This is a genomic window from Brachybacterium horti (assembly GCF_054777615.1).
In genome coordinates, this window is sequence record NZ_BAAHAM010000002.1 from 503445 (window position 1) to 522919 (window position 19475).

General features: G+C 74.6%; 13 protein-coding genes and 1 pseudogene. 10 read left to right on the top strand and 4 right to left on the bottom strand.

Annotation, left to right across the window (positions count from 1 at the left end):
* Positions 1–53 precede the first annotated feature (53 nt).
* Entirely contained in the window at positions 54–950 is an 897-nt protein-coding gene (locus ACYVAP_RS07520) for an aldo-keto reductase family protein (RefSeq protein WP_498860184.1), read from the top strand.
* Here the strand turns inward: ACYVAP_RS07520 and ACYVAP_RS07525 are convergent.
* Together ACYVAP_RS07525 and ACYVAP_RS07530 are read right to left on the bottom strand one after the other, a co-directional pair.
* Positions 911–1827: pseudogene (locus ACYVAP_RS07525) on the bottom strand (helix-turn-helix transcriptional regulator). The gene ACYVAP_RS07520 and the pseudogene ACYVAP_RS07525 overlap by 40 nt on opposite strands.
* 398 nt (positions 1828–2225) lie before the next feature.
* The gene (locus ACYVAP_RS07530) at positions 2226–5687 is read right to left on the bottom strand and encodes a bifunctional proline dehydrogenase/L-glutamate gamma-semialdehyde dehydrogenase (RefSeq protein WP_498860185.1); all 3462 of its coding nucleotides are present in this window, start codon (positions 5685–5687) and stop codon (positions 2226–2228) included.
* A gap of 239 nt (positions 5688–5926) precedes the next feature.
* On the opposite strand from ACYVAP_RS07530, the gene ACYVAP_RS07535 reads away from it, so the two are divergent.
* Positions 5927–6298 carry a hypothetical protein gene (locus ACYVAP_RS07535; RefSeq protein WP_137770667.1) on the top strand — a complete coding sequence of 124 codons (372 nt, stop codon included), beginning with the start codon at positions 5927–5929 and terminating at the stop codon, positions 6296–6298.
* Between the two features lie 127 nt (positions 6299–6425).
* On the opposite strand, the gene ACYVAP_RS07540 is transcribed toward ACYVAP_RS07535, so the two are convergent.
* Positions 6426–7052: a thymidine kinase gene (locus ACYVAP_RS07540; protein ID WP_498860186.1), complete on the bottom strand. Its 627-nt coding sequence runs from the start codon at positions 7050–7052 to the stop codon at positions 6426–6428.
* 58 nt (positions 7053–7110) lie between these two features.
* The gene (locus ACYVAP_RS07545) at positions 7111–8346 is read right to left on the bottom strand and encodes a GNAT family N-acetyltransferase (RefSeq protein WP_498860187.1); all 1236 of its coding nucleotides are present in this window, start codon (positions 8344–8346) and stop codon (positions 7111–7113) included.
* A 90-nt stretch (positions 8347–8436) separates the two neighbouring features.
* Here ACYVAP_RS07545 and ACYVAP_RS07550 point away from each other — a divergent pair, with 90 nt between their 5' ends.
* The 8 genes from ACYVAP_RS07550 to holA all read left to right on the top strand — a co-directional run bounded on the left by ACYVAP_RS07550 (position 8437) and on the right by holA (position 19380).
* Complete coding sequence (locus tag ACYVAP_RS07550) at positions 8437–9393, top strand: sugar phosphate isomerase/epimerase family protein (protein WP_498860188.1); 957 nt, start codon at positions 8437–8439, stop codon at positions 9391–9393.
* 134 nt (positions 9394–9527) lie between these two features.
* Complete coding sequence (locus tag ACYVAP_RS07555) at positions 9528–10559, top strand: 3-oxoacyl-ACP synthase III (protein WP_137770671.1); 1032 nt, start codon at positions 9528–9530, stop codon at positions 10557–10559.
* Positions 10556–13222 (top strand): alpha/beta fold hydrolase, encoded by a 2667-nt coding sequence (locus ACYVAP_RS07560; protein ID WP_498860189.1) that lies wholly within the window; start codon positions 10556–10558, stop codon positions 13220–13222. The genes ACYVAP_RS07555 and ACYVAP_RS07560 overlap by 4 nt, the downstream gene beginning before the upstream one ends.
* Complete coding sequence (locus tag ACYVAP_RS07565; protein ID WP_498860190.1) at positions 13219–14214, top strand: NAD-dependent epimerase/dehydratase family protein; 996 nt, start codon at positions 13219–13221, stop codon at positions 14212–14214. The genes ACYVAP_RS07560 and ACYVAP_RS07565 overlap by 4 nt, the downstream gene beginning before the upstream one ends.
* A 53-nt stretch (positions 14215–14267) precedes the next feature.
* Positions 14268–14975, top strand: a complete 708-nt coding sequence (locus ACYVAP_RS07570; protein WP_498860191.1) for a vitamin K epoxide reductase family protein — start codon at positions 14268–14270, stop codon at positions 14973–14975.
* 291 nt (positions 14976–15266) lie between these two features.
* Positions 15267–15983, top strand: a complete 717-nt coding sequence (locus ACYVAP_RS07575; protein WP_498860192.1) for a ComEA family DNA-binding protein — start codon at positions 15267–15269, stop codon at positions 15981–15983.
* Positions 15983–18358 (top strand): ComEC/Rec2 family competence protein, encoded by a 2376-nt coding sequence (locus ACYVAP_RS07580; RefSeq protein WP_498860193.1) that lies wholly within the window; start codon positions 15983–15985, stop codon positions 18356–18358. Before ACYVAP_RS07575 ends, ACYVAP_RS07580 begins: the two co-directional genes overlap by 1 nt.
* A 35-nt stretch (positions 18359–18393) precedes the next feature.
* On the top strand, positions 18394–19380 hold the full coding sequence (gene holA / locus ACYVAP_RS07585; protein ID WP_264449992.1) for a DNA polymerase III subunit delta: 987 nt from the start codon (positions 18394–18396) through the stop codon (positions 19378–19380).
* The last annotated feature ends 95 nt before the right edge of the window (positions 19381–19475 follow it).

The window sequence follows — 19475 nt, forward strand, 5'->3', positions numbered from 1 at the left end:
CGGGCGCACCCCTCTCGGTTCAGACCGCGACACCTACCTGCAGCCAGTCCTGCGTGATCGCGGCAACAAGACCGCCACGGAGCGCTGCAAAAACCCCGCCACCAAGCGAACGAAGCCACAGCCCGCCCGAGGAGACCGCCGCCGCGGTCGACACGGCGCTGCGCGCCGGCTACCGCCACATCGACACTGCCGCCGCCTACGGCAACGAGCGCGAGGTGGGCGAGGGCCTGCGCCGCTCGGGCGTGGACCGCGAGGACGTGTTCCTCGAGACCAAGGTGTGGGTGAGCGACTACGGCGACGACGAGACCCTCCACGCCTTCGACAAGGCGACGGGCAAGCTCGGCGTCGAGACCCTCGACCTGCTGATCCTCCACCAGCCGATCCCCACCCGTTTCGAGCGCACCCGCGAGGCGTACCGGGCGCTCGAGACGCTGCTCGCGGACGGGAAGGTGCGCGCGATCGGCGTCAGCAACTTCATGCCCGGGCACCTCGACGCCCTGCTCGAGCAGGCCGCCGTCGTCCCGTCCGTCAACCAGATCGAGCTGCACCCCTACTTCCAGCAGGCGGAGGTGCAGGCGAAGGACGCCGAGCACGGCGTGCTCACCCAGGCCTGGTCGCCGATCGGCGGCATCACCTTCTACCCGGGCTGGGGCGTGGACCGCCGCAGCGTGCTCGCCGATCCCACCATCGGGGAGATCGCCGCCGCGCACGGGGCGACGCCGGCGCAGGTCATGCTCCGCTGGCATCTCCAGCAGGGACGCTCGGCGATCCCCAAGTCCGTCACGCCCTCGCGGATCCGCGAGAACCTCGAGGCGTTCCGGATCGAGCTCGACGAGCAGGAGCTCTCCCGCCTCGACGCCCTCGAGACCGGCGTGCGCGGGGGCCCCGACCCCGAGACCCCGAGCGACGCCTACTTCGACGTGGTGATCCCCGAGGCCCCGGAGGCCTGAGCCCCCGCCGTCGGGCCGCCTGCGGTCTCCGGACCGCGGGCGGCCCACGCCGCGAGCATGCGCAGGCCGTCCGCGGAGGGCGATCCCGGCGCCGCGGTGTAGACCAGGAGCCGCAGATCGTCCTGCTCCGCGAGATCCATCGCGAGGTAGTCCAGGTCCAGGTCGCCGACCACCGGATGGTGCAGGCGCTTGGAGCCCGCCCGGTGGAAGCGGACGTCGTGCCGCGCCCAGCGCACCGAGAACTCCGTGCTGCGCGTGGAGAGCTCGCCGATCAGGTCGCTGAGGTCCCGGTTGCCGGGGTGGCGCCCCGCCTCGATGCGGAGCATGCCGGTGACGTCGTCCGCGGAGCGCTCCCAGTCCCGGAAGAACGTGCGGGAGGCGGGGTCCAGGAACAGGAAGCGCGCCGTGTTCAGGGGCCGGACGGGGCTCTCCATGAGCGGCGCGTACAGGGCATGCCCCAGCGCGTTCGCCGCGAGCACGTCGTGTCGGGCGTTGCGCACCCACGCAGGGGCGTCGGTGATCGCGTCGAGTACGTGCTGGACCACCGCGGGCACGCAACGCGCGGAGAGGTCGAGCGGGGTGGGCGGGTGCCGGCGCCGGCACGCCGTGCGAGGTCCAGCAGGTGCTCGTGCTCCGCCTCGTCGAGCTGCAGCGCGTGGGCGAGCGCCTCGAGCACCGAGCCGGAGGCACCCGAGAGGTTCCCCCGCTCGAGGCGGATGTAGTAGTCCACGCTCATACCCGCGAGCATTGCGACCTCCTCACGGCGCAGCCCGGGTACCCGCCGATGGCCGCCGTACGCGGGCAGACCGGCCCGGTCCGGGGTGAGGTGGGCGCGGCGGGAGGTGAGGAAGTCGCGGACATCGGACTGCAGGCTCATCCCACGAGCGTAGGAGCGCTCGCGCCGACCCGGGAGGTTCCGGCGTCACCTCCCTGGGCTCGGCACCGGCCGGGTCCGGGACCGGGCACCTCAGGTGACGCAAGGCCCGCCGGTGCGACGTGGCGAGGGCGAGGATCCGCGCGACACCTGCCTGGTCGAGCAGGTGCGGGCCCCTGTCCGTCTTCCGGGAGCCGGTGACCGGGTCGGTCTCCGGGTCGCGACGGGGACGGTGCCGCGGTCGTCGTCCCGGTCGTCCCGGTCGTCCCGGTCGACCTGGGGCCACCCGATCCCGCCGGGCGAGGGGAGGCCGGGTGCGGCGGCCTCCCCGGATCGACGCAGATCGAGCAGCTCCACCGCCTGCTCGCGGTCGCCCGCGGCGGAGCCGAGGACGGGCGCGGCTACAGCTCGCCACGCTCCCAGCCCCGGCCGCCCGTGAGGTCCAGCGGATGCGGCAGCGGGTTGCCGTAACGGTGGGCCGTCGCGCTGATCGCCTGCTCGCGCAGGAAGGTCAGCAGCTCGACCCGGCCGCTCGCGAGCACGGGGCCGGTGAACAGGGCCACCTCGACCCGCTCGGCGTGCGCAGCGCGCAGCGCGTCGTCGACCTCACCGATGACCCGCACCCGGTGCTGGTCGAGGCCGGCGACCCGGCCCGCGAACGCGGCCGCGTCCTCGACGCGCACCGCCCCGGGGTCCTGCCCGGCGGCGACGGCGACGGCGAGCAGCGCCGGGTCCGCGAGGGAGACCTCGACCGGGGCGCCCGCCGTCGCGGCCGCGTGCAGCACCCGCTCGAGCTCCGCGGCGCTCGTCCCCGCGGCTCCGCGCACGAGCACGGGCAGCGGCAGGTGACGCAGCACGTTGATCTCCCCATGGAGGTCCTGCACGTCCCGCGGGGCGAGCAGCCCGGCGAGGTGATCGCGGTCCGAGGCCTTCGCCGCCTCGAGCCACGCCGCCGGGTCCTGCTCCCGGGAGGGCACGGCGGGGGAGTCGGCGAGGTCCTGGAGGTGGACGAGGTAGTGCGGCCCGCCGGCCTTGGAGGTCTGTCCGATCGCCGAGCGCTTCCAGCCGCCGAAGGGCTGGCGCTGCACGATCGCGCCCGTGATGCCGCGGTTGATGTAGAGGTTCCCGGCCTCGACGTGCTCGGTCCACCAGGCGATCTCCGCCGGGTCCAGCGAGTGCAGGCCGGCGGTGAGGCCGTAGTCGGTGCCGTTCTGGATGCGGACGGCGTCCTCGAGGGTGTCGGCGTGGATGACGCCCAGCACGGGTCCGAAGTACTCCGTGAGGTGGAAGGCGGAGCCCTCGCGCACGCCGACGCGCACGCCCGGGGACCAGAGCCGGCCGGAGTCGTCCAGCTGCCGCGGCTCCGCGAGCCAGGACTCGCCCTCGCCGAGCTCGGTGAGTCCCGAGAGCAGCTTCTCGCCGGGCGGCTCGATGATCGGGCCCATCTGCACGGTGGGGTCGAGCGGCTCGCCCACGTGCAGGGAGAGCACGGCGTCGGCGAGCTGCGCGTTGAAGCGCCGCGAGCGGGAGACCGAGCCGACGGTGATGACGAGGCTCGCCGCGGAGCACTTCTGCCCCGCGTGCCCGAAGGCGGAATCGGCGACGTCCTTCGCCGCGAGGTCGAGATCCGCCTGCGGCGTCACGATGATCGCGTTCTTGCCGCTCGTCTCCGCGAGCACCCGCAGCGACGGGCGCCACGAGGAGAACAGGCTCGCGGTCTCGTAGGCGCCGGTGAGGATCAGCTGGTCGATCCGGGGATCGGTGATGAGCGCGCGACCCACCTCGTCCTCGGGGACGTCGATCAGGGTGAGCACGTGCTCGGGGATCCCGGCCTGGTGGAGCAGCGCCCCGATCAGGGCGCCGGTGCGCCGGGCCTGCGGGGCCGGCTTCATGATGACGGCGCTGCCGGTGACGAGCGCGGCGAGGGCGCCGCCGGTCGGGATCGCGAGCGGGAAGTTCCAGGGCGGGGTGACGAGGGTCAGCGGGCGCGGGGTGAGGGACAGCTCGCCGTGGCGCTCGAGGCGCTCCGCCTGCTCGGCGTAGTAGAGCGCGAAGTCGATCGCCTCGCTCACCTCCGCGTCGCCCTGGGCGAGGGTCTTGCCGGTCTCCGAGGCCATCACCTCGAGCAGCTCGGCGCGGTGGGCGGCGAGCACGCGGGCGGCCCGCCGCAGCAGCAGCGCCCGCTTCTCGGTGCCGAGCGCGGCCCAGCCCCTCTGCGCCTCGAGCGCGGCGGTGATCGCCGCATCGACTCCCTCGCGGGTGCTCACGCGCGCCGCCTCGGCCTCGTCCGCTCCGAGGGTCGAGCAGCGGATCCGGTGGGTGATCTGGCCGGCCCACAGGTGGTTGGCGCGCACGGAGACGTCGGTGTCCGGGGTGTTGCGGAAGCGTCCCGGTACCGTGGGCAGGGCGGGGTCGCCCAGCTCGGGGCCGCCGTCGAGCGGCTCCTCACGCCGGTCCTGGGTGCGGTGGGTCTCGGCGGAGACCTCGCGCAGCGCCCGCTCGAGCGAACGGGAGAAGCGCTCCTCCTCGCGCGCGTAGAGCTCCTCGGAGCGGTCCAGCTCGACCAGGGCGGACATGAAGTTCTCGGGGGAGGCGTTCTCCTCGAGCCGGCGCACGAGGTAGGAGACGGCGACGTCGAAGTGCTGGGGGTGGACGACGGGGACGTACAGCCGCATGCTGCCCACCGCCTCGCCGACGACGGCCTGGTGGCCGGGGGCCATGCCCGCGAGCATCTCGAACTCGACTCCGCCCTCGCCGCCGCCGGGAATGCCGCGCTCGGTCATGAGCAGGTGGGCCAGTGCGATGTCGAAGAGGTTGTGGCCGGCGACCCCGAGCCGCACCGCCGCCAGCTCCTCGGGGCGCAGGCAGTCCAGCAGCATCCGCACGTACTGGGCGTCGGTCTCCTCCTTGGTCAGCAGGGGAGCCTGCTGCCAGCCGTGGAGCGAGGCCTCGACCTTCTCCAAGGCGAGGTTGGCGCCCTTGACCAGGCGCACCTTGATCGGCTCGCCCCCGGCGGCGACCCGGCGGCGGGCGAAGACGCGCAGCCGCTCCATGGCGCGAGGGGCGTCCGGCAGGTAGGCCTGGAGGACGATCCCGGCGGGGAGGTGGGCGAGCTCGGGCCGGTCCAGGAGCTTCTCGAAGACCTGCAGGGTCAGCTCGAGGTCGCGGTACTCCTCCATGTCCATGTTGAGGAAGGTGGGGTGCTCGGAGCGGGCGGACTCGAGGTACAGCGGGAGCAGCGTCTCGACGATGTGGTCGACGGTCTCCGCGGCGGCCCACAGGGGCAGGTGGTCGACGATCGAGGAGACCTTGATGGACACGTAGTCCACGTCGGGGCGGGCGACGAGCTCGTGCACCCCGGCGAGCCGGCGCGCGGCCTCCTGGGCGCCGAGGACGGCCTCGCCGAGGAGGTTGATGTTCAGCGTGGTGCCGTCCGCGGTGAGGCGGGCGATCGAGGCGGTGAGCGGGGCGGGCCGGGCGTCGAGGATGAGATGGGAGACCATCTGGCGCATGACCCGCTGCGCGGTGGGGACCACGAGCTGCGGGGCGAGCCGCGAGGCCGCACCGCCGAGGCCGAGAACGCGCCGCAGCGGCGCGGGCAGGAAGCGCGGCGGGTCCTGGGCGAGGCGCCGCAGCTCCACGGCGGCGGCGCGGGGATCCTCGGGTCGGATCACCCGGTCCACGAAGGCGAGCGTGAAGTCCAGGCCCTTCGGGTCCCGCAGCAGCCCCGTGAGGAGCTCCGAGGAGGAGGGCACGGGCCGCGCCGCTGCCTCGGTGACCCAGGCCCTGACCTGGGCGGTGATCTCCTGGGGGGTGAGGCTGGTGGGACGGGCGGTCTCGCGCTGAGAGGAGGACGAGGACAACGTGCACTGCTCCTTGGGTCGCCGGATCCACGGCGGGTGGTGGGTCGCGGGGCGACGCTGCCCCGACTCCCGCATCGTAGGGCCTCGGGCAGGCCCGCATCGACGATCCTGCCGCCCTGCGCGACCGACCGGTCGGCGAGGGGTCCGCGTTCATCGGAACGTGACACGGTGGCCGGATTCCGGCATGCTCGACGTGTCCCACGTCGCATCCGGCGTGCCGTCCGACGAAGGAGATCATCGTGAAGAAGTTCGTGTTCCTGGCCGGTCTCGCGATCGGCGTGGTGGTCGGCTCCCGCCTGGGCCGCGGCCCCTACGAGTCCCTCGAGCGCACCGCGAAGCAGGTCGCCGGGGATCCCGAGGTGCAGCGCCGTGCCGGTCAGGCCAAGGAGGCCGCGGGCAAGGTCGCGCACGACGCCGCGGAGACCGTCAAGGCCAAGGCGCCCGAGGTGGCCTCGGCCGCGAGCGGCGCCGTCTCCGGTGCCGCGAGCGCCGCGAAGGAGAAGGTCTCCGGCTCCTCCGACGACGCGGCCGACGCCACCGTCGCCGAGGACTCCACCGCGGCCGCCGGCGGCGACGCCGAGGTCGGCGAGGACCGTCCGCTGAGCTCCTGATCGCACGTGCTCGCGAGGTGGTGCGGCCCTGAGCGTCCTCGCTCCTCGCAGCGGTGAGCAGATGGCCCCCGTCCCTCAGGGACGGGGGCCATCTGCTGTCGTCGTCCCGCTCGACGGTGCGGAGCGCTCAGCCCAGGACGTGCACCCCGGCCCGCTCCTGCTCCTCCATGAAGCACGGCCCGCACAGCGAGACGTAGGTGACCGCCCCGGTCGCGCCGTCGGCGCCCTCGTCGATGGCGACCTGCTCGCCCTCGAAGACGAAGCGGCCGTCCACGGTGCGGGTGTTGAACTCGGCCTGGGAGCCGCAGCGGCACATGGTCGGCAGCTTCTCGACGTTGTCGGCGAGCTCGAGCAGCCGCTGGGCGCCGGGGAACGCGGCGGTGCGGAAGTCGGTGCGCAGCCCGTAGCAGATCACCGAGATCGACTCCGCTTTCGCGAGGCGCAGCAGCTGGTCGATCTGCGCGGGCTCGAGGAACTGCGACTCGTCGACGAGGACGGCGTGCAGCGGCCGACGGTCCAGGGCGTCCGCCGCGTCGAGGATGTGCCGGCGCAGGTCCTCGCCGGGGGCGGCGAGCACGTCGACCCGGCGCTTCGCGCCGCCGCGTGCGACCACCCAGTCCTCGCCCTTGGTGTCGAGCGCGGGCTTCACGGTGATCGTGGCGAGGCCGCGCTCGTCGTAGTTGTAGGCGGTCTTGATGAGGGTGTCGGACTTCCCGGAGTTCATCGCTCCGTACTTGAAGTGCAGCTTCGCCATGCGGGGTGGTCGCTCCGGTGTCGGGGTGTCGGGAAGGGGCTCCGTGAGGGGGCGGTGCTCAGAACTGGTCCATGACCGCGGGCCGGGGCCCGGCGAGCAGCGCATCGAGCAGGGTACGGGCCGCCGGGTCCGCCTGCACGCCGAGGCCCAGCCGCTCGGCGTCGGCGAGGGAGCGGCCGCCGATCAGCAGGAGCGACGCCGCATGGACGTCGAGGTGCACGACGGGGAGTTCCTGTGCCCCGTCGGCCCCGTCGTCGGGGCTCGGGAGCGGGACGGCGTGCACGACGCCGTCCGTGATCTCCACGCGCCACGCACCGGCCGCGGCCGTCGTGCCCGCAGGCAGCGCGGCATCGTCCACCTCGAGGCGCAGCGCGCCCTGCAGCCCCGCCGGGGCGGGCCGCGCGGTGAGCGCGGCGGCCGTGTCCGTCACGCGCACCATGACCAGCGGCATCACCTGCGGGTCGTGCCGGGCGCGGCCCCCGGGGAGGGCGTCGAGCACCGGGTCCTCGGCGCGCACCCGCAGTCGCAGCGTCTCCGTGACCGTGGACCAGGTGCCGAGCGAGCGCAGCAGCTCGCGACGGTCCTCGCGGCTGCGACCCAGCAGCTCGTGCACCTCGAGCCCCACGCCGTCCTCCCCGCCCGTGCGGGTGAAGGAGACGTAGCCGTGGGCGGTGCCCGCCTCGTCCTCGAGCAGCACCGCGTGCCAGGGCTCGGCCGGGAGCTCGGTCCCGAAGAGCGGCCCTTCGCGTGTGAGCATGCCGTTGTCCCCGGCGGTGAGCTCCCGGTACAGGGCGCGCACCCGGTCGAAGGAGCCGGCGGTCACGGGCACCGTGCGACGGTCCGGGACGGGGCGCAGCCGCTGGAGGTCCAGCAGCGGCACGCGCAGGAACCCCACCTCGGTGACGACCTGATAGCCGAGGGCCCGGTAGATCGCGACGTTCGCCGGGTAGAGCATCGAGAAGGCCATGCCCTCCTGCGTGCAGCGCGCGAGGACGGCGGTCATGAGCTCGCGGAACAGGCCTCCCGCCCGATGCGCCGGGTGGACGGCGACCCCTCCGATCCCGCCGCAGGCGACCGTGCCGCCGGCGAGGGTCACGCGGTCCTCGCGGATCTGCGCGCCCGCGGCGAGCACCCCCTCGGCGCCGCCGGGCAGGGACGCGGAGTCGATGCCCAGCGGGATGATCCCGGACGCGAAGGGCCTGCCCGGGTCATCTCCCGCGGTCCCGCCGAAGGCGAGCGCGCTCAGGCGGCGGTAGGCGGCGGCGTCGGCGGTCGTGAGGTCTCGAACGGGCATGGCGCGAGTCTAGGTGGGCTCCCGCGGCGCCCAGGGGCGCCGTTGCATACTTGTCGCGGCCGCGCTCGAGCACGGCCAGGAGGAGGTCCCGTGAACCAGCGCAGCGAGCAGGGGTCGCGCCCCGCGCCCCGCAAGCCCATCACCCGCCCGAGCACTGCGCACCGCTCGGGACGCGAGGCCCTGCACCGTCGGCTCTCCGCCGGCGACCCGCGCAGCGACCAGGTTCCCGCGCGCCGGATCCCCGTGGGCCTGTCGACCTCGTGCGTCTTCCCCTCCGGGGTCGAGGAGGCCTTCCGGCTCGGGCAGCTCATCGGCTACGACGGCGTCGAGGTGATGGTCTCCTACCCCAAGGACAGCCAGGACGTCGCCGAGCTTCGCGGCTACTCGCGCCTCTACGAGCAGCCGATCATGTCCCTCCACGCGCCCACGCTGTTCTTCCTGCAGGGCCTGTGGGGCCGGGACCCGTGGGTGAAGATCGAGCGCACGGTGCAGATGGCCGTCGACCTCGAGGTGCCCACGGTCGTCGCGCACCCGCCGTTCCGCTGGCAGGGGAAGTACGCCCACGGCTTCGTCGACGGCGTCGCCGATCTCGAGGAGCGCTACGGTGTCGCGATCGCCGTGGAGAACATGTACCCGTGGCGGCTCGGGGTGCGCGAGGTGCTCACCTACCTCCCCGACCACGACCCCACGGACGAGGACTACGAGCACGTCACGGTGGACCTCTCGCACGCCGCGACCGCGGGGGACGACGCCCTCGCGATGATCGACCGCCTCGGCGACCGGCTCACCCACCTGCACCTCGCGGACGGTTCCGGCTCGACCACGAAGGACGAGCACCTGCCGCCGGGGGAGGGCAACCAGCCCTGCGCGGAGGTGCTGCGGCGGCTCGCGAACACGGGCTGGGGCGGTTCGGTGCTGCTCGAGGTCAACACCCGCGGGGCGGGCGGGGCCGAGGGCCGCGAGCGGATCCTCCGCCAGTGCCTCTCCTTCGCACGGCACCACCTGGGCCACCACCTCGACGAGCCGGGGGAGGCCGACGCTTCCTGACGTGGGATCGGACACCCCACGGCCCACTGCCAGGAGCCAGTGGGAGGATAGGGGCCATCTGCGCCCGATCCACTCGTGCATCCAGCGGGGGCCGGCGCCGAGCCCGACGACGACAGACGAGGTAGCGCACGTACATGGGGAATGCGAACACGGGATTCGTGCACAGGAACGCGGCGCTGCTCGCCGTGGAGATGAGCCTCCCGCAGGTCACCGTCACGTCCGACGAGATCGACGAGATGCTCGCCCCGGCGCGCAAGCGGCTGCGCCTGCCCAAGGGCGTGCTCCAGCGCGTGGCGGGGGTCTACGAGCGACGCTGGTGGCGTGACCGCGAGAACGGCTGGAAGCAGGGCGTCGTGCTCGCCGCCGAGCGCGCGATGGCCAAGGCCGGCATCATGCGCGACCAGGTCGACCTCATCATCAACGCCTCGGTCTCCCGCCAGCACCTCGAGCCCGCGGTCGCGACGACGGTCCACCACTCGCTGGGCCTGCCCACGAGCGCCATGAACTTCGACATCACCAACGCGTGCCTCGGCTTCGTCAACGCGATGACCATGGCCGCGGGCCTCATCGACTCGGGGCAGGTCCGCTACGCGCTGATCGTCGGCGCGGAGGACGTCGAGCGCGCCCAGCGCGGCACGATCGAGCGCCTGAACTCGAAGACCGCCGTGCGCGACGACTTCAACAACCAGTTCGCCTCGCTGACCCTCGGCTCGGGCGCCGCCGCCGCCGTCATCGGCCCGGCGGACGAGCACCCCGAGGGCCACCGGCTGAAGGTCACGCAGGCCCGGGCCGGCACCCAGCACCACGAGCTCTGCATCGGCGACATGCACGACATGCGCACCGACTCCGCGGGCCTCCTCGAGAACGGGATCTCCCTGATCCTGGACACCTGGAAGGACGCGAACGACGCCGGCCACGACTTCCGCTCGATCGAGCACATCATCCCGCACCAGGTCTCGATGGTGTACACCCGCAACTTCTCGAAGATCACCGGCGTCTCGATGGACCGCATCCCCGTGACCTTCCCGGACTGGGGCAACATCGCCGCGGAGGCCGTGCCGATGACCCTCGCCCACCACCAGGAGAACATCGCCCGGGGCGAGCGCGTGCTGCTGCTCGGCGTGGGCTCCGGACTCAACACCGCGATGATGGAGGTCGAGTGGTGAGCACCCGCCGCCCGCAGCCCGAGCCCCCCGCCCTGCCCGGCGTCGACCCGCGCATCCAGCGCACCCTCGAGGTGCGCGACCACGCGGGGGAGGAGCGCCGCTGGCACCTCCTGGACTCCGCCCCGCTGCTCGCCGAGCGCGGCGTCACCCCGCGGGGCACGCTGCTCGCGGTGCACGGCAACCCCACGTACTCCTTCCTCTACCGCTCGCTCGTGCGGGAGGACATCCCGTGGCGCGTGATCGCCGTGGACCAGCTCGAGATGGGCTGGTCCGAGCGCACGGGCACCCCCCGTCGCCTGCAGGACCGCATCACGGACCTCTCCCTGCTCACCGATGCCCTGGACCTGCGCGGCCCGGTCGTCACCGTGGGCCACGACTGGGGCGGCATCGTCTCGGTGGGATGGGCGCTGGACAACCGCCACGACGTGGTCGGCATGGTCCTCACGAACACCGGCATCCACCAGCGGATCGGCGAGCAGCTGCCCAGGGCGCTGCAGCTCGCGACGACCCCCGCGGTGCTCCCCGCGACGACGTCGATCACCGACGCCTTCCTGCGCACGACGCTCGCCCTGTCCAAGCCCGCGCTCCCGCGCGAGGTCCAGGACGCGTACCTCGCGCCCTACCGGGGCCGCTCGCGTCGCCGCGGCATCGAGACCTTCGTCGCGGACATCCCCGCCGCGGAGGACCACCCCTCCCGCGCCACGCTCGAGCGGCTCGCCGAGGGCATCCGCGAGATGCAGGTGCCCACCCTGTTCGCCTGGGGCCCCAAGGACATCACCTTCTCCGACCGCTACCTGCGCGATCTCATCGCGCGGGTCCCGCACGCCGCCGTGCACCGCTTCGAGGGCGCCTCGCACCTCGTGTGGGAGGACGCCGACGTCGCCGGTCTCGTCGCCACCTGGCTCGCGGACACCTTCGGCGAGGACGCGTCCGCACCGCCCGCGCCGGCGCCGGCCGCGGTCTCCACCTACGCCGAGCAGGCGCCCGCGGAGCCCGTCGGCGCGCCGATCGCCCGCCTCGCCGCGGATCCCGCGCACGCCCACGGGCCGGCCGTCGTCGAGATCGCGGGGCACGGCACCGCCGGCCGCGAGATCTCCTGGTCGCTGCTGCACCGCCGCGTCGAGGACGTCGCCTGCGGGCTGCTCGCCCACGGGGTGCGCCCCGGCGACCGGGTCAGCGTGCTCATCACCCCCGGCGCGGATCTCACGGTCGTGCTCTACGCGTGCCTGCGGATCGGCGCGGTCGCGGTCATCGCGGACGCCGGCCTCGGCGTGGACGGCCTCACGCGCGCCGTGATCGGCTCGCACCCGGACTGGATCATCGGCATCCCGAAGGCGCTCGTCGGCGCCCGCGCGCTCGGCTGGCCGGGTCGCCGGATCAGCGTCGAGCAGCTGCCGACGGTCGACCGCCGTGCCCTCGGGGTCGAGACCTCGATCGCGCAGCTCGCCGCGGAGGGCGCCCGCATGCGGGACCTCGGCGCCCCGCTCGACGCCCCGCACCCCGCCCCGGGCGCCGACGCCGCCGTGCTCTTCACCTCCGGCTCGACCGGTCCCGCCAAGGGCGCGGTATACACGCACGCCCAGCTCGGCGCCATGTTCGCGGCCGTCGGCGACACGCTCCGGCTGGACCCCTCCCGCGGCCTGGTCGCCGGCTTCGCGCCCTTCGCGCTGCTCGGCCCGGCGCTCGGCGCGCCGAGCGTCGTCCCTGACATGGACGTCACCCGGCCCGGAGAGCTCACCGCGCAGGCCCTCGCCGACGCGGTCGACGCCCTCGGCTCGCCCGCCGTGTTCACCGCCCCCGCGGCGCTGCGCAACATCCTCGACACCGCCGCCTCGCTCGACGACCGCGGCCGCGCGGCCCTCGCCCGGGTGCCGAGCTTCTTCTCCGCCGGCGCCCCGATCCCCGCGCACCTGCTGCGCCGGCTGAAGGACCTCATGCCGGCCGCGAGCGCGCTCACGCCGTACGGCATGACCGAGTGCCTGGCCGTCACCGCGATCTCCCTCGAGGGGATCGAGGCGGCCGGCGAGGGCTCCGGTGTGTGCGTCGGCACCCCCGTCCCGCGCGTCGAGGTGGCCCTCGCGCCGCTGGACGCCGAGGGCAGGACCACCGGCGAGATCACCCAGGAGCCGGGCGTGACCGGCGAGATCCTCGTCCGGGCCCCGCACGTGCGGGACCGCTACCTCATGCTCTGGGGCACGACACGCACCTCCCGGCGCTTCGAGGGCTGGTACGCCACCGGCGACGCCGGTCACCTCGACGAGGACGGCCGGCTCTGGGTCGAGGGGCGCACCACCCATGTGCTCGCGACCGCCGAGGGCCTGTTCACCCCGGTCCGGATCGAGGAGGCCGCCGAGGCCGTCCCGACCGTGCGCCGGGCCGGCGCCGCGGTCGTCGGCCCCCGCGGCACCCAGCAGGTCGTCGTCGTGCTCGAGACGGAGGACGACCACCGCCCCGGCCGCGCGACCCGGCCGCGCCCGGCGTCGCCCGCGCTCCAGGAGGCGGTGCGCCGCGGCGTCCGCGAGGCCGCCGGGGTGGGCGTCGTCGCCGTGTTCACGACGCGCTCCCTGCCCACGGACATCCGCCACAACTCGAAGATCGACCGGGCCGCGCTGTCCCGCTGGGCCGAGCAGACCCTCCGCGGCGAGCGCGCGGACGCGCTGTGAGCGCCCGCAGCGTCCTCGTCACCGGAGCCTCGGGCATGCTCGGCGGCGCCGTCGCCGAGCGCCTGCGGGACCGCGGCGACGCCGTCCGCGCCTTCCAGCGGCGACCCGCCGGTATCCCCGGCGTCGCCGACGTGCAGGGCTCGCTCACGAGCGCGGAGGACGTCCGCCGCGCCGTGGACGGGGTCGATGCGGTCGTGCACCTCGCGGCGAAGGTCTCGATCTCCGGTCCCGAGGAGGAGTACCGGGCGATCAACATCGGCGGCACCGGGAACGTCGTGGACGCCCTGCGCGAGCGCGGCGGCGGCGCCCTGGTCAACGTGTCCTCGCCGTCCGTCGCCCACCTCGGCACCGCGATCGTGGGCCTCGGGGCGACCCCGGCGGATCCCGCGCACGCCCGCGGCCCCTACGCGCGCACCAAGGCCGCCGCGGAGCAGCTCGCCATGGCCGCGGACGGCCACGACGGCCTGCTCGTCACCTCTGTGCGCCCCCACATCGTGTGGGGCCCCGGCGACACGCAGCTCGTGGGCCGCATCGTCCAGCGGGCCGCCGCCGGCCGGCTGCCGCTGCTGGACGACGGCATGGCGCTCATCGACACGACCTACGTCGACAACGCGGCCGACGCGATCGTCGCGGCCCTGGACCGCGTCGAGGACGTCCACGGCGAGAGCTTCGTCGTCACCAACGGCGAGCCGCGCACCGTGCGGGACGTGTTCGGCGGCTTCTGCGACGCGGCGGGGGTGCCGCGGCCGACGCTCCGTGTCCCCGGCGCCGTGGGCCGTCTCGCCGGTCGTCTCGTCGAGGCGGTCTGGGCGGTGCGACCGGGGGAGGACGAGCCGCCGATGACCGAGTTCCTCGCCGAGCAGATGTCCACCGCGCACTGGTTCGACCAGCGGGCCACCCAGGACCGCCTGCGCTGGAAGCCCGCGGTGAGCGTGGACGAGGGCTTCGACCGCCTCGCCGCGTGGTTCCGGGAGCACCCCGTCACCGCCTGAGACTGCTGCAGGACCGACACCGAGCCCGAGCTCGAGACCGAGGGAGAACCGCCATGACTCCGACCCCTGCCGAGGGCGACCGTCACCGGGACAGCGGGAGCGGTGCGTCCGATCAGGACGCCGCGCTGCTCGCCGAGATCGACGCCGAGCTCGCGGCGGAGCGCGCCGCCCGTCCTCGGGCGGGCTCCCGGACCGTCGGCGCCGTGCTGCTCGTGGGCGGCCTCGCGGGCTGGATCGCCGCGCTCGCGCTGTTCATGGACAAGATCTTCCTGCTCGAGAACCCCGGCGCGAGCCTCGGCTGCGACATCAACCCGTTCATCTCCTGCGGCACGGTCATGATGACCTGGCAGGCGAGCGCGCTCGGCATCCCCAACATGGCGATCGGCCTGGGCGGCTTCGCGATCATGGGCGCGATCGGTGCGCTCATGCTCTCCGGGGCGACGCTGCCGAGGTGGTTCCGGTGGGCGCGCCTCGGCGGGATGACCTTCGCCTTCGCCTTCGTGCACTTCCTCGCCGTCTCCGCGATCTTCGTGATCCGAGCGCTGTGCCCCTGGTGCATGGTCGTGTGGACGGTGACGGCGCCGATGTTCTTCGCGACCCTCGCGCACACCGTCGAGTCCGGGGACCTGCGCGTCCCGGCACCGCTCGCCGCCGTGCTGCGCCGCTGGGTGCTGCTGACGATCGCCTGGTACCTGCTCGTGGTGCTCGTGATCGCCGTGGCCTTCTGGAACCAGTGGCTCGCGACCTTCGGCATCGCCTGATCGTTCCTCCCCACCGCCCCGTCGTCCCCACCGGACGGCGGGGCGTCGTGCGTCCCCCTGCCGATCCCTACGGTTCGGGGCATGGGAGCACGCAGCAGGAGTCGGGACATCGCCCCACGACCGGGACGGCACCGGTTGGGCGGCCGGGGCGGGCACAGGACCGGCGGCGCGGGAGGGCGTCGGGGTCGGACCGGTCCGGAGCCTCTCGTCGAGGAGATCCACCACGAGCCGCCGCGACCCCCGCGCCGGGGGCTCCCGGCGCCCTCCGCCGCCTCGCTGCTCGGGATCGGTGTGCTCGTGCTGCTCGCCGTCGGCGTCGTCCACCTCTCCACCTCCGGGTCCGCGGTGCCGGTCACCGAGGGTGAGGGCACCGTCGCGATCGCCGTGAGCGGCACGGCCTCCGCCGGGGAGGACGACGCCGGCGCCTCGGCCTCCGGTGGAGCATCCCCGGCGGGCCCGGCGTCCTCCGCGCCGGTCGCGACGCAGGAGGCGGGGGCGGCGTCGGCTGGGGGAGCGCCGGTGGACGGCGCTCCCGTCGTCGTGCACGTCTCCGGGCAGGTCGCGAGCTCGGGCGTCGTCGAGCTGCCCGCCGGATCCCGCGTCGCCGATGCCCTCGAGGCCGCCGGCGGCGCCACCGACGAGGCCGATCTCGCGGCCGTGAACCTCGCACGCCCCCTCACCGACGGCGAGCAGATCCACGTGCCCGCGCCCGGGGAGGAGGTCCCCGTCGGAGACGGGGCAGAGGCCGCAGGCGGCGGTGCGGGAGGCGCCGGCGGTGCGAGCGGTGGCGACACCGGTGCGGGCGGGGGAGAGGGAGGCACGGTCGACCTCAACACCGCGAGCGCCGAGCAGCTCGACGCGCTGCCCGGGGTGGGGCCCGCGATCGCGCAGCGCATCGTCGAGCACCGCGAGGCCAATGGCCCCTTCACCTCCGTCGACCAGCTCGAGGAGGTCTCCGGGATCGGACCGGCGACCCTCGAGGAGATCCGGCCGCGGGCGACCGTCTGATGCGCCGCGGTGACCTGCGCCTGCTGCCCGCGGCGACCGCCGTCTGGGCCCTCGCGGTGCTCGGCATGAGTGCGGGCACCGCCGCGGCGATCGCCGGCGGCGCCGTGCTCACCGCCCTGGTCCTCGCCGCCGTGCTCTGGTGGGGCGGCCGGAGCCTCGCGCACCGCCTCCTCGCCCACCTGGGGCTCGGGGTGCTCGCCGCCGCGCTCCTGCTCCCCGCCCTCCACCGCGCCGAGACCGCGACAGGCCTCCTCGAGGACGCCGCGGCGCGAGGCCTCGTCGTCGAGCTGGAGGTGCGTCTCGGCGGGGATCCGGAGGCCCCGAGCACCGGTCCCGTCTGGGCCCGTGAGGGCGTCGGGGCGATGGCACGCACGGTGAGGGGTCCCGTGCGCCTCGGCACGGAGCAGCAGCTCCTCCCGGCCTCCGTCCCGCTCCTCGTGCGGGCGCAGGGCACGGAGCCCGCCGAGCAGCTGCGCGGCGCGCGGGACGGGAGCGTGATCGCCGTGCGCGGCACCGTCCGGGCGGACGGCGGACTGGTCGTGCTCCGCGCCCGCGAGGTCCGCGTCGTGCCGGTCGGCGGCGTGCGCGGCGCCCTCGAGGACGCCCGCCACGCCCTGCGGGAGCAGAACCGACGCGCGACCGCCCATCTCCCACCCGACGAGGCCGCCCTCGTGCGCGGGATGACCACCGGCGACACCCGCGGGCTCTCCGAGACGAGCGAGGAGATCATGCGGCGCGCCGGGATCTCGCACCTCGTGGCCGTCTCCGGGGCGAACATCGCCCTCGTGATCGCGGCCGTGCTCGGCCCGCTGCTGCTGCTCGGCGTGCGCCGCCGGCGCCGGATCGCGCTCGCGGCCCTCGCGATGGCCTCCTACGTGTGGCTCGTGGGGGACGAGCCCAGCGTGCAGCGCGCCGCGACGATGGCCGCCCCGCTGCTCGCGGCCCGCTTCGCCGGGGTTCGCGCCTCCCCGGTCGCCGCGCTCGCGATGACCGTGTCCCTGTGGTCCGTGCTGGACCCCGTGACCGCCGCGTCCATCGGCTTCCTGCTCTCGGCGCTCGCCACGGCCGCGATCCTGCTCGCCTCACCGCCGCTGGCCGCGGCGATCTCGGGAATGAGCGGCGGCCGCGTGGGCCGCACGGCGGCGCTCGTCCTCGCGGTGCCCCTCGTCGCCCAGCTCGCCTGCACCCCCGTGCTGATCCTGCTCGCCCCCGAGATCTCGATCTGGGCGGTCCCCGTCAACATGGTGGTCGGGCCGCTCGTCGGGCCCAGCACCGTGATCGGCCTGCTCGCGCTCCTGGTCGGCATGCTCTGGTCGCCGGCCGGCAGTGCGCTCAGCACGGTCGCCGCGGGCGGCGCGCATCTCGTGCTGCTCGTGGCGCGCACGGCGGATGCCCTGCCCGGATCGAGGATCGCGGTCCCCGAGGGCGCGCCCGGGGTGCTCGGCGTGATCGCCGTGATCATCGGCCTCGCCGTCGCGGTCGCGGTGCGGCGGCATCCGCTCACGCGCTGGGTCGTCGCCGCGGTGCTCGTAGTGGTCCTCGCTCCGGGGGCGGCGAGGTGGCTGCCGGGGCAGCGCGCCCCCTCCTGGGCGGTCGCCGCCTGCGCCGTCGGCCAGGGCGATGCGCTGCTGCTGCGGGGCACGGGCGCCGACCCGGTGACCGTGCTCGTGGACACCGGGCCGGACCCGGCCGCGCTGAGGGAGTGCCTGGACCGGCTCCAGGTGCATCGCCTGGACCTGCTCGTCCTCACGCATCCCCACGCCGATCACGTGGGCGGCCTCGCCGCGCTCACCGGGGACCGTGCGCCCGCGCAGCAGTGGATCTGCCCGCTGCCCTCCGCGCGCTCCGTGATCGTCCCCGGCGTCCCGGTGACCGGGGCGATCACCGGAACGGCATGGGAGCAGGAGGGCCTCGCGCTGGAGGTCCTGTGGCCGCCGAGCGCCGAGGCCGCGGAGGACGCCGCCGCGCGGGAGCACGGCGGGGAGGAGGGAGCGGAGAACGACTGCTCGCTGGCCCTCGACGCCCGTCTCGGCACCGACGCGGCCGACGGCGGCGGCACGCGGCTCGTGGCGCTCGGGGACCTCGAGCCCGCCGCCCAGTCCGAGCTCGCGGCCCTCGCCCCCGGGCGGGCAGACATCGTCAAGGTCGCCCATCACGGCTCCCGCTACCAGGACGAGGAGCTGTACGCGCAGCTCGACCCGGAGCTCGCGCTGGTCACGGTGGGGAAGGAGAACACCTTCGGCCACCCCACGACCCGGACCCTCGACATGCTCGCGGGCGCAGGCGCCGACGTCGCCCGCACCGACCTCCACGGGACCGTGGTGCTTCCCGCAGAGGACCCCCTCGCGCCGCGGAGCGTCGGTCCCGGCCGCTAGGATCGATCCGGTCCCCGTCGATGAGAAGGAGCACTGTGAGCGACGTCGAGTGGCACAGCGTCACGCCCGCCCCGATCGTGCTGATCCAGGGCACCGAGACGCTGATCGCCGACCGCGCCGTCCAGCGGCTGCGAGGCCTCGCGCGCGAGCAGGACCCGGGCGTGGCGATCCACGACCTCTCGGGGGAGGCGCTCACCGCCGGCGCCCTCACCCAGGTCGCGAGCCCCTCGCTCTTCGGCGAGCCGCGGTTCGTCGTGGTCCCCGAGCTGCAGGCCGCGCCCGAGGCCCTGATCCTCGAGCTCCTCGACTACCTGCCCCGCCCCGAGGAGGACGTCTCCCTCGTGCTCGTCCACCGCGGCGGTAATCGTGGCAAGAAGCTCCTGGACGCGCTCAAGAAGGCCGGCGTCCCGCGCGTGGACGCGAGCCCCGTCAAGCGCCCCGCGGACAAGCAGGCCTTCGTCGCCGCGGAGTTCGCGCGCGCCGACCGTCGCGCCCAGCCCGAGGCGATCACCGCCCTCGTCGACGCCTTCGGCACCGATCTCGCCGAGCTCGCCGCGATCAGCCGCCAGCTGATCGAGGACACCACCCCCGAGCCGGGGGAGCAGCCCGCACCGATCACCGCGCAGGACGTCCACGCGCTCACGGCGGGACGCGTCGAGTCCACCGCCTTCGCCGTCGCGGACGCCGCCATCGCCGGCCGCGAGCAGGAGGCCCTCCAGCTCCTCGCCCAAGCGCAGCTCGCGGGGGCGGACCCGGTGCCGATCGTCGCGGCGGTCGCGATGAAGATGCGCCAGCTCGCGAAGATCACCTCACCCGGGGCGAGCGCCCGGACCCTCGGCATGCCGGACTGGATGATCCGCAACCTCTCCCGCGAGGCGCGTGCCTGGAACGACCGCTCCCTGGCCCGCGCGATCGAGGCCGTCGCCCGCGCCGATCACGAGGTCAAGGGCGCCGGCCGGGATCCCCGCTGGTCCGTCCAGCGCATGGTGATGGAGATCTGCCGGGCCCGTCGCTCCCGCTGAACGACGCGCCGCCGGGCAGTCGTCACCTCCCGGACCCTCGACCTCTCGGATCGCCGGGCGGACGGCCCCTCGGCCAGGCTGCCCCTCGGACAGCA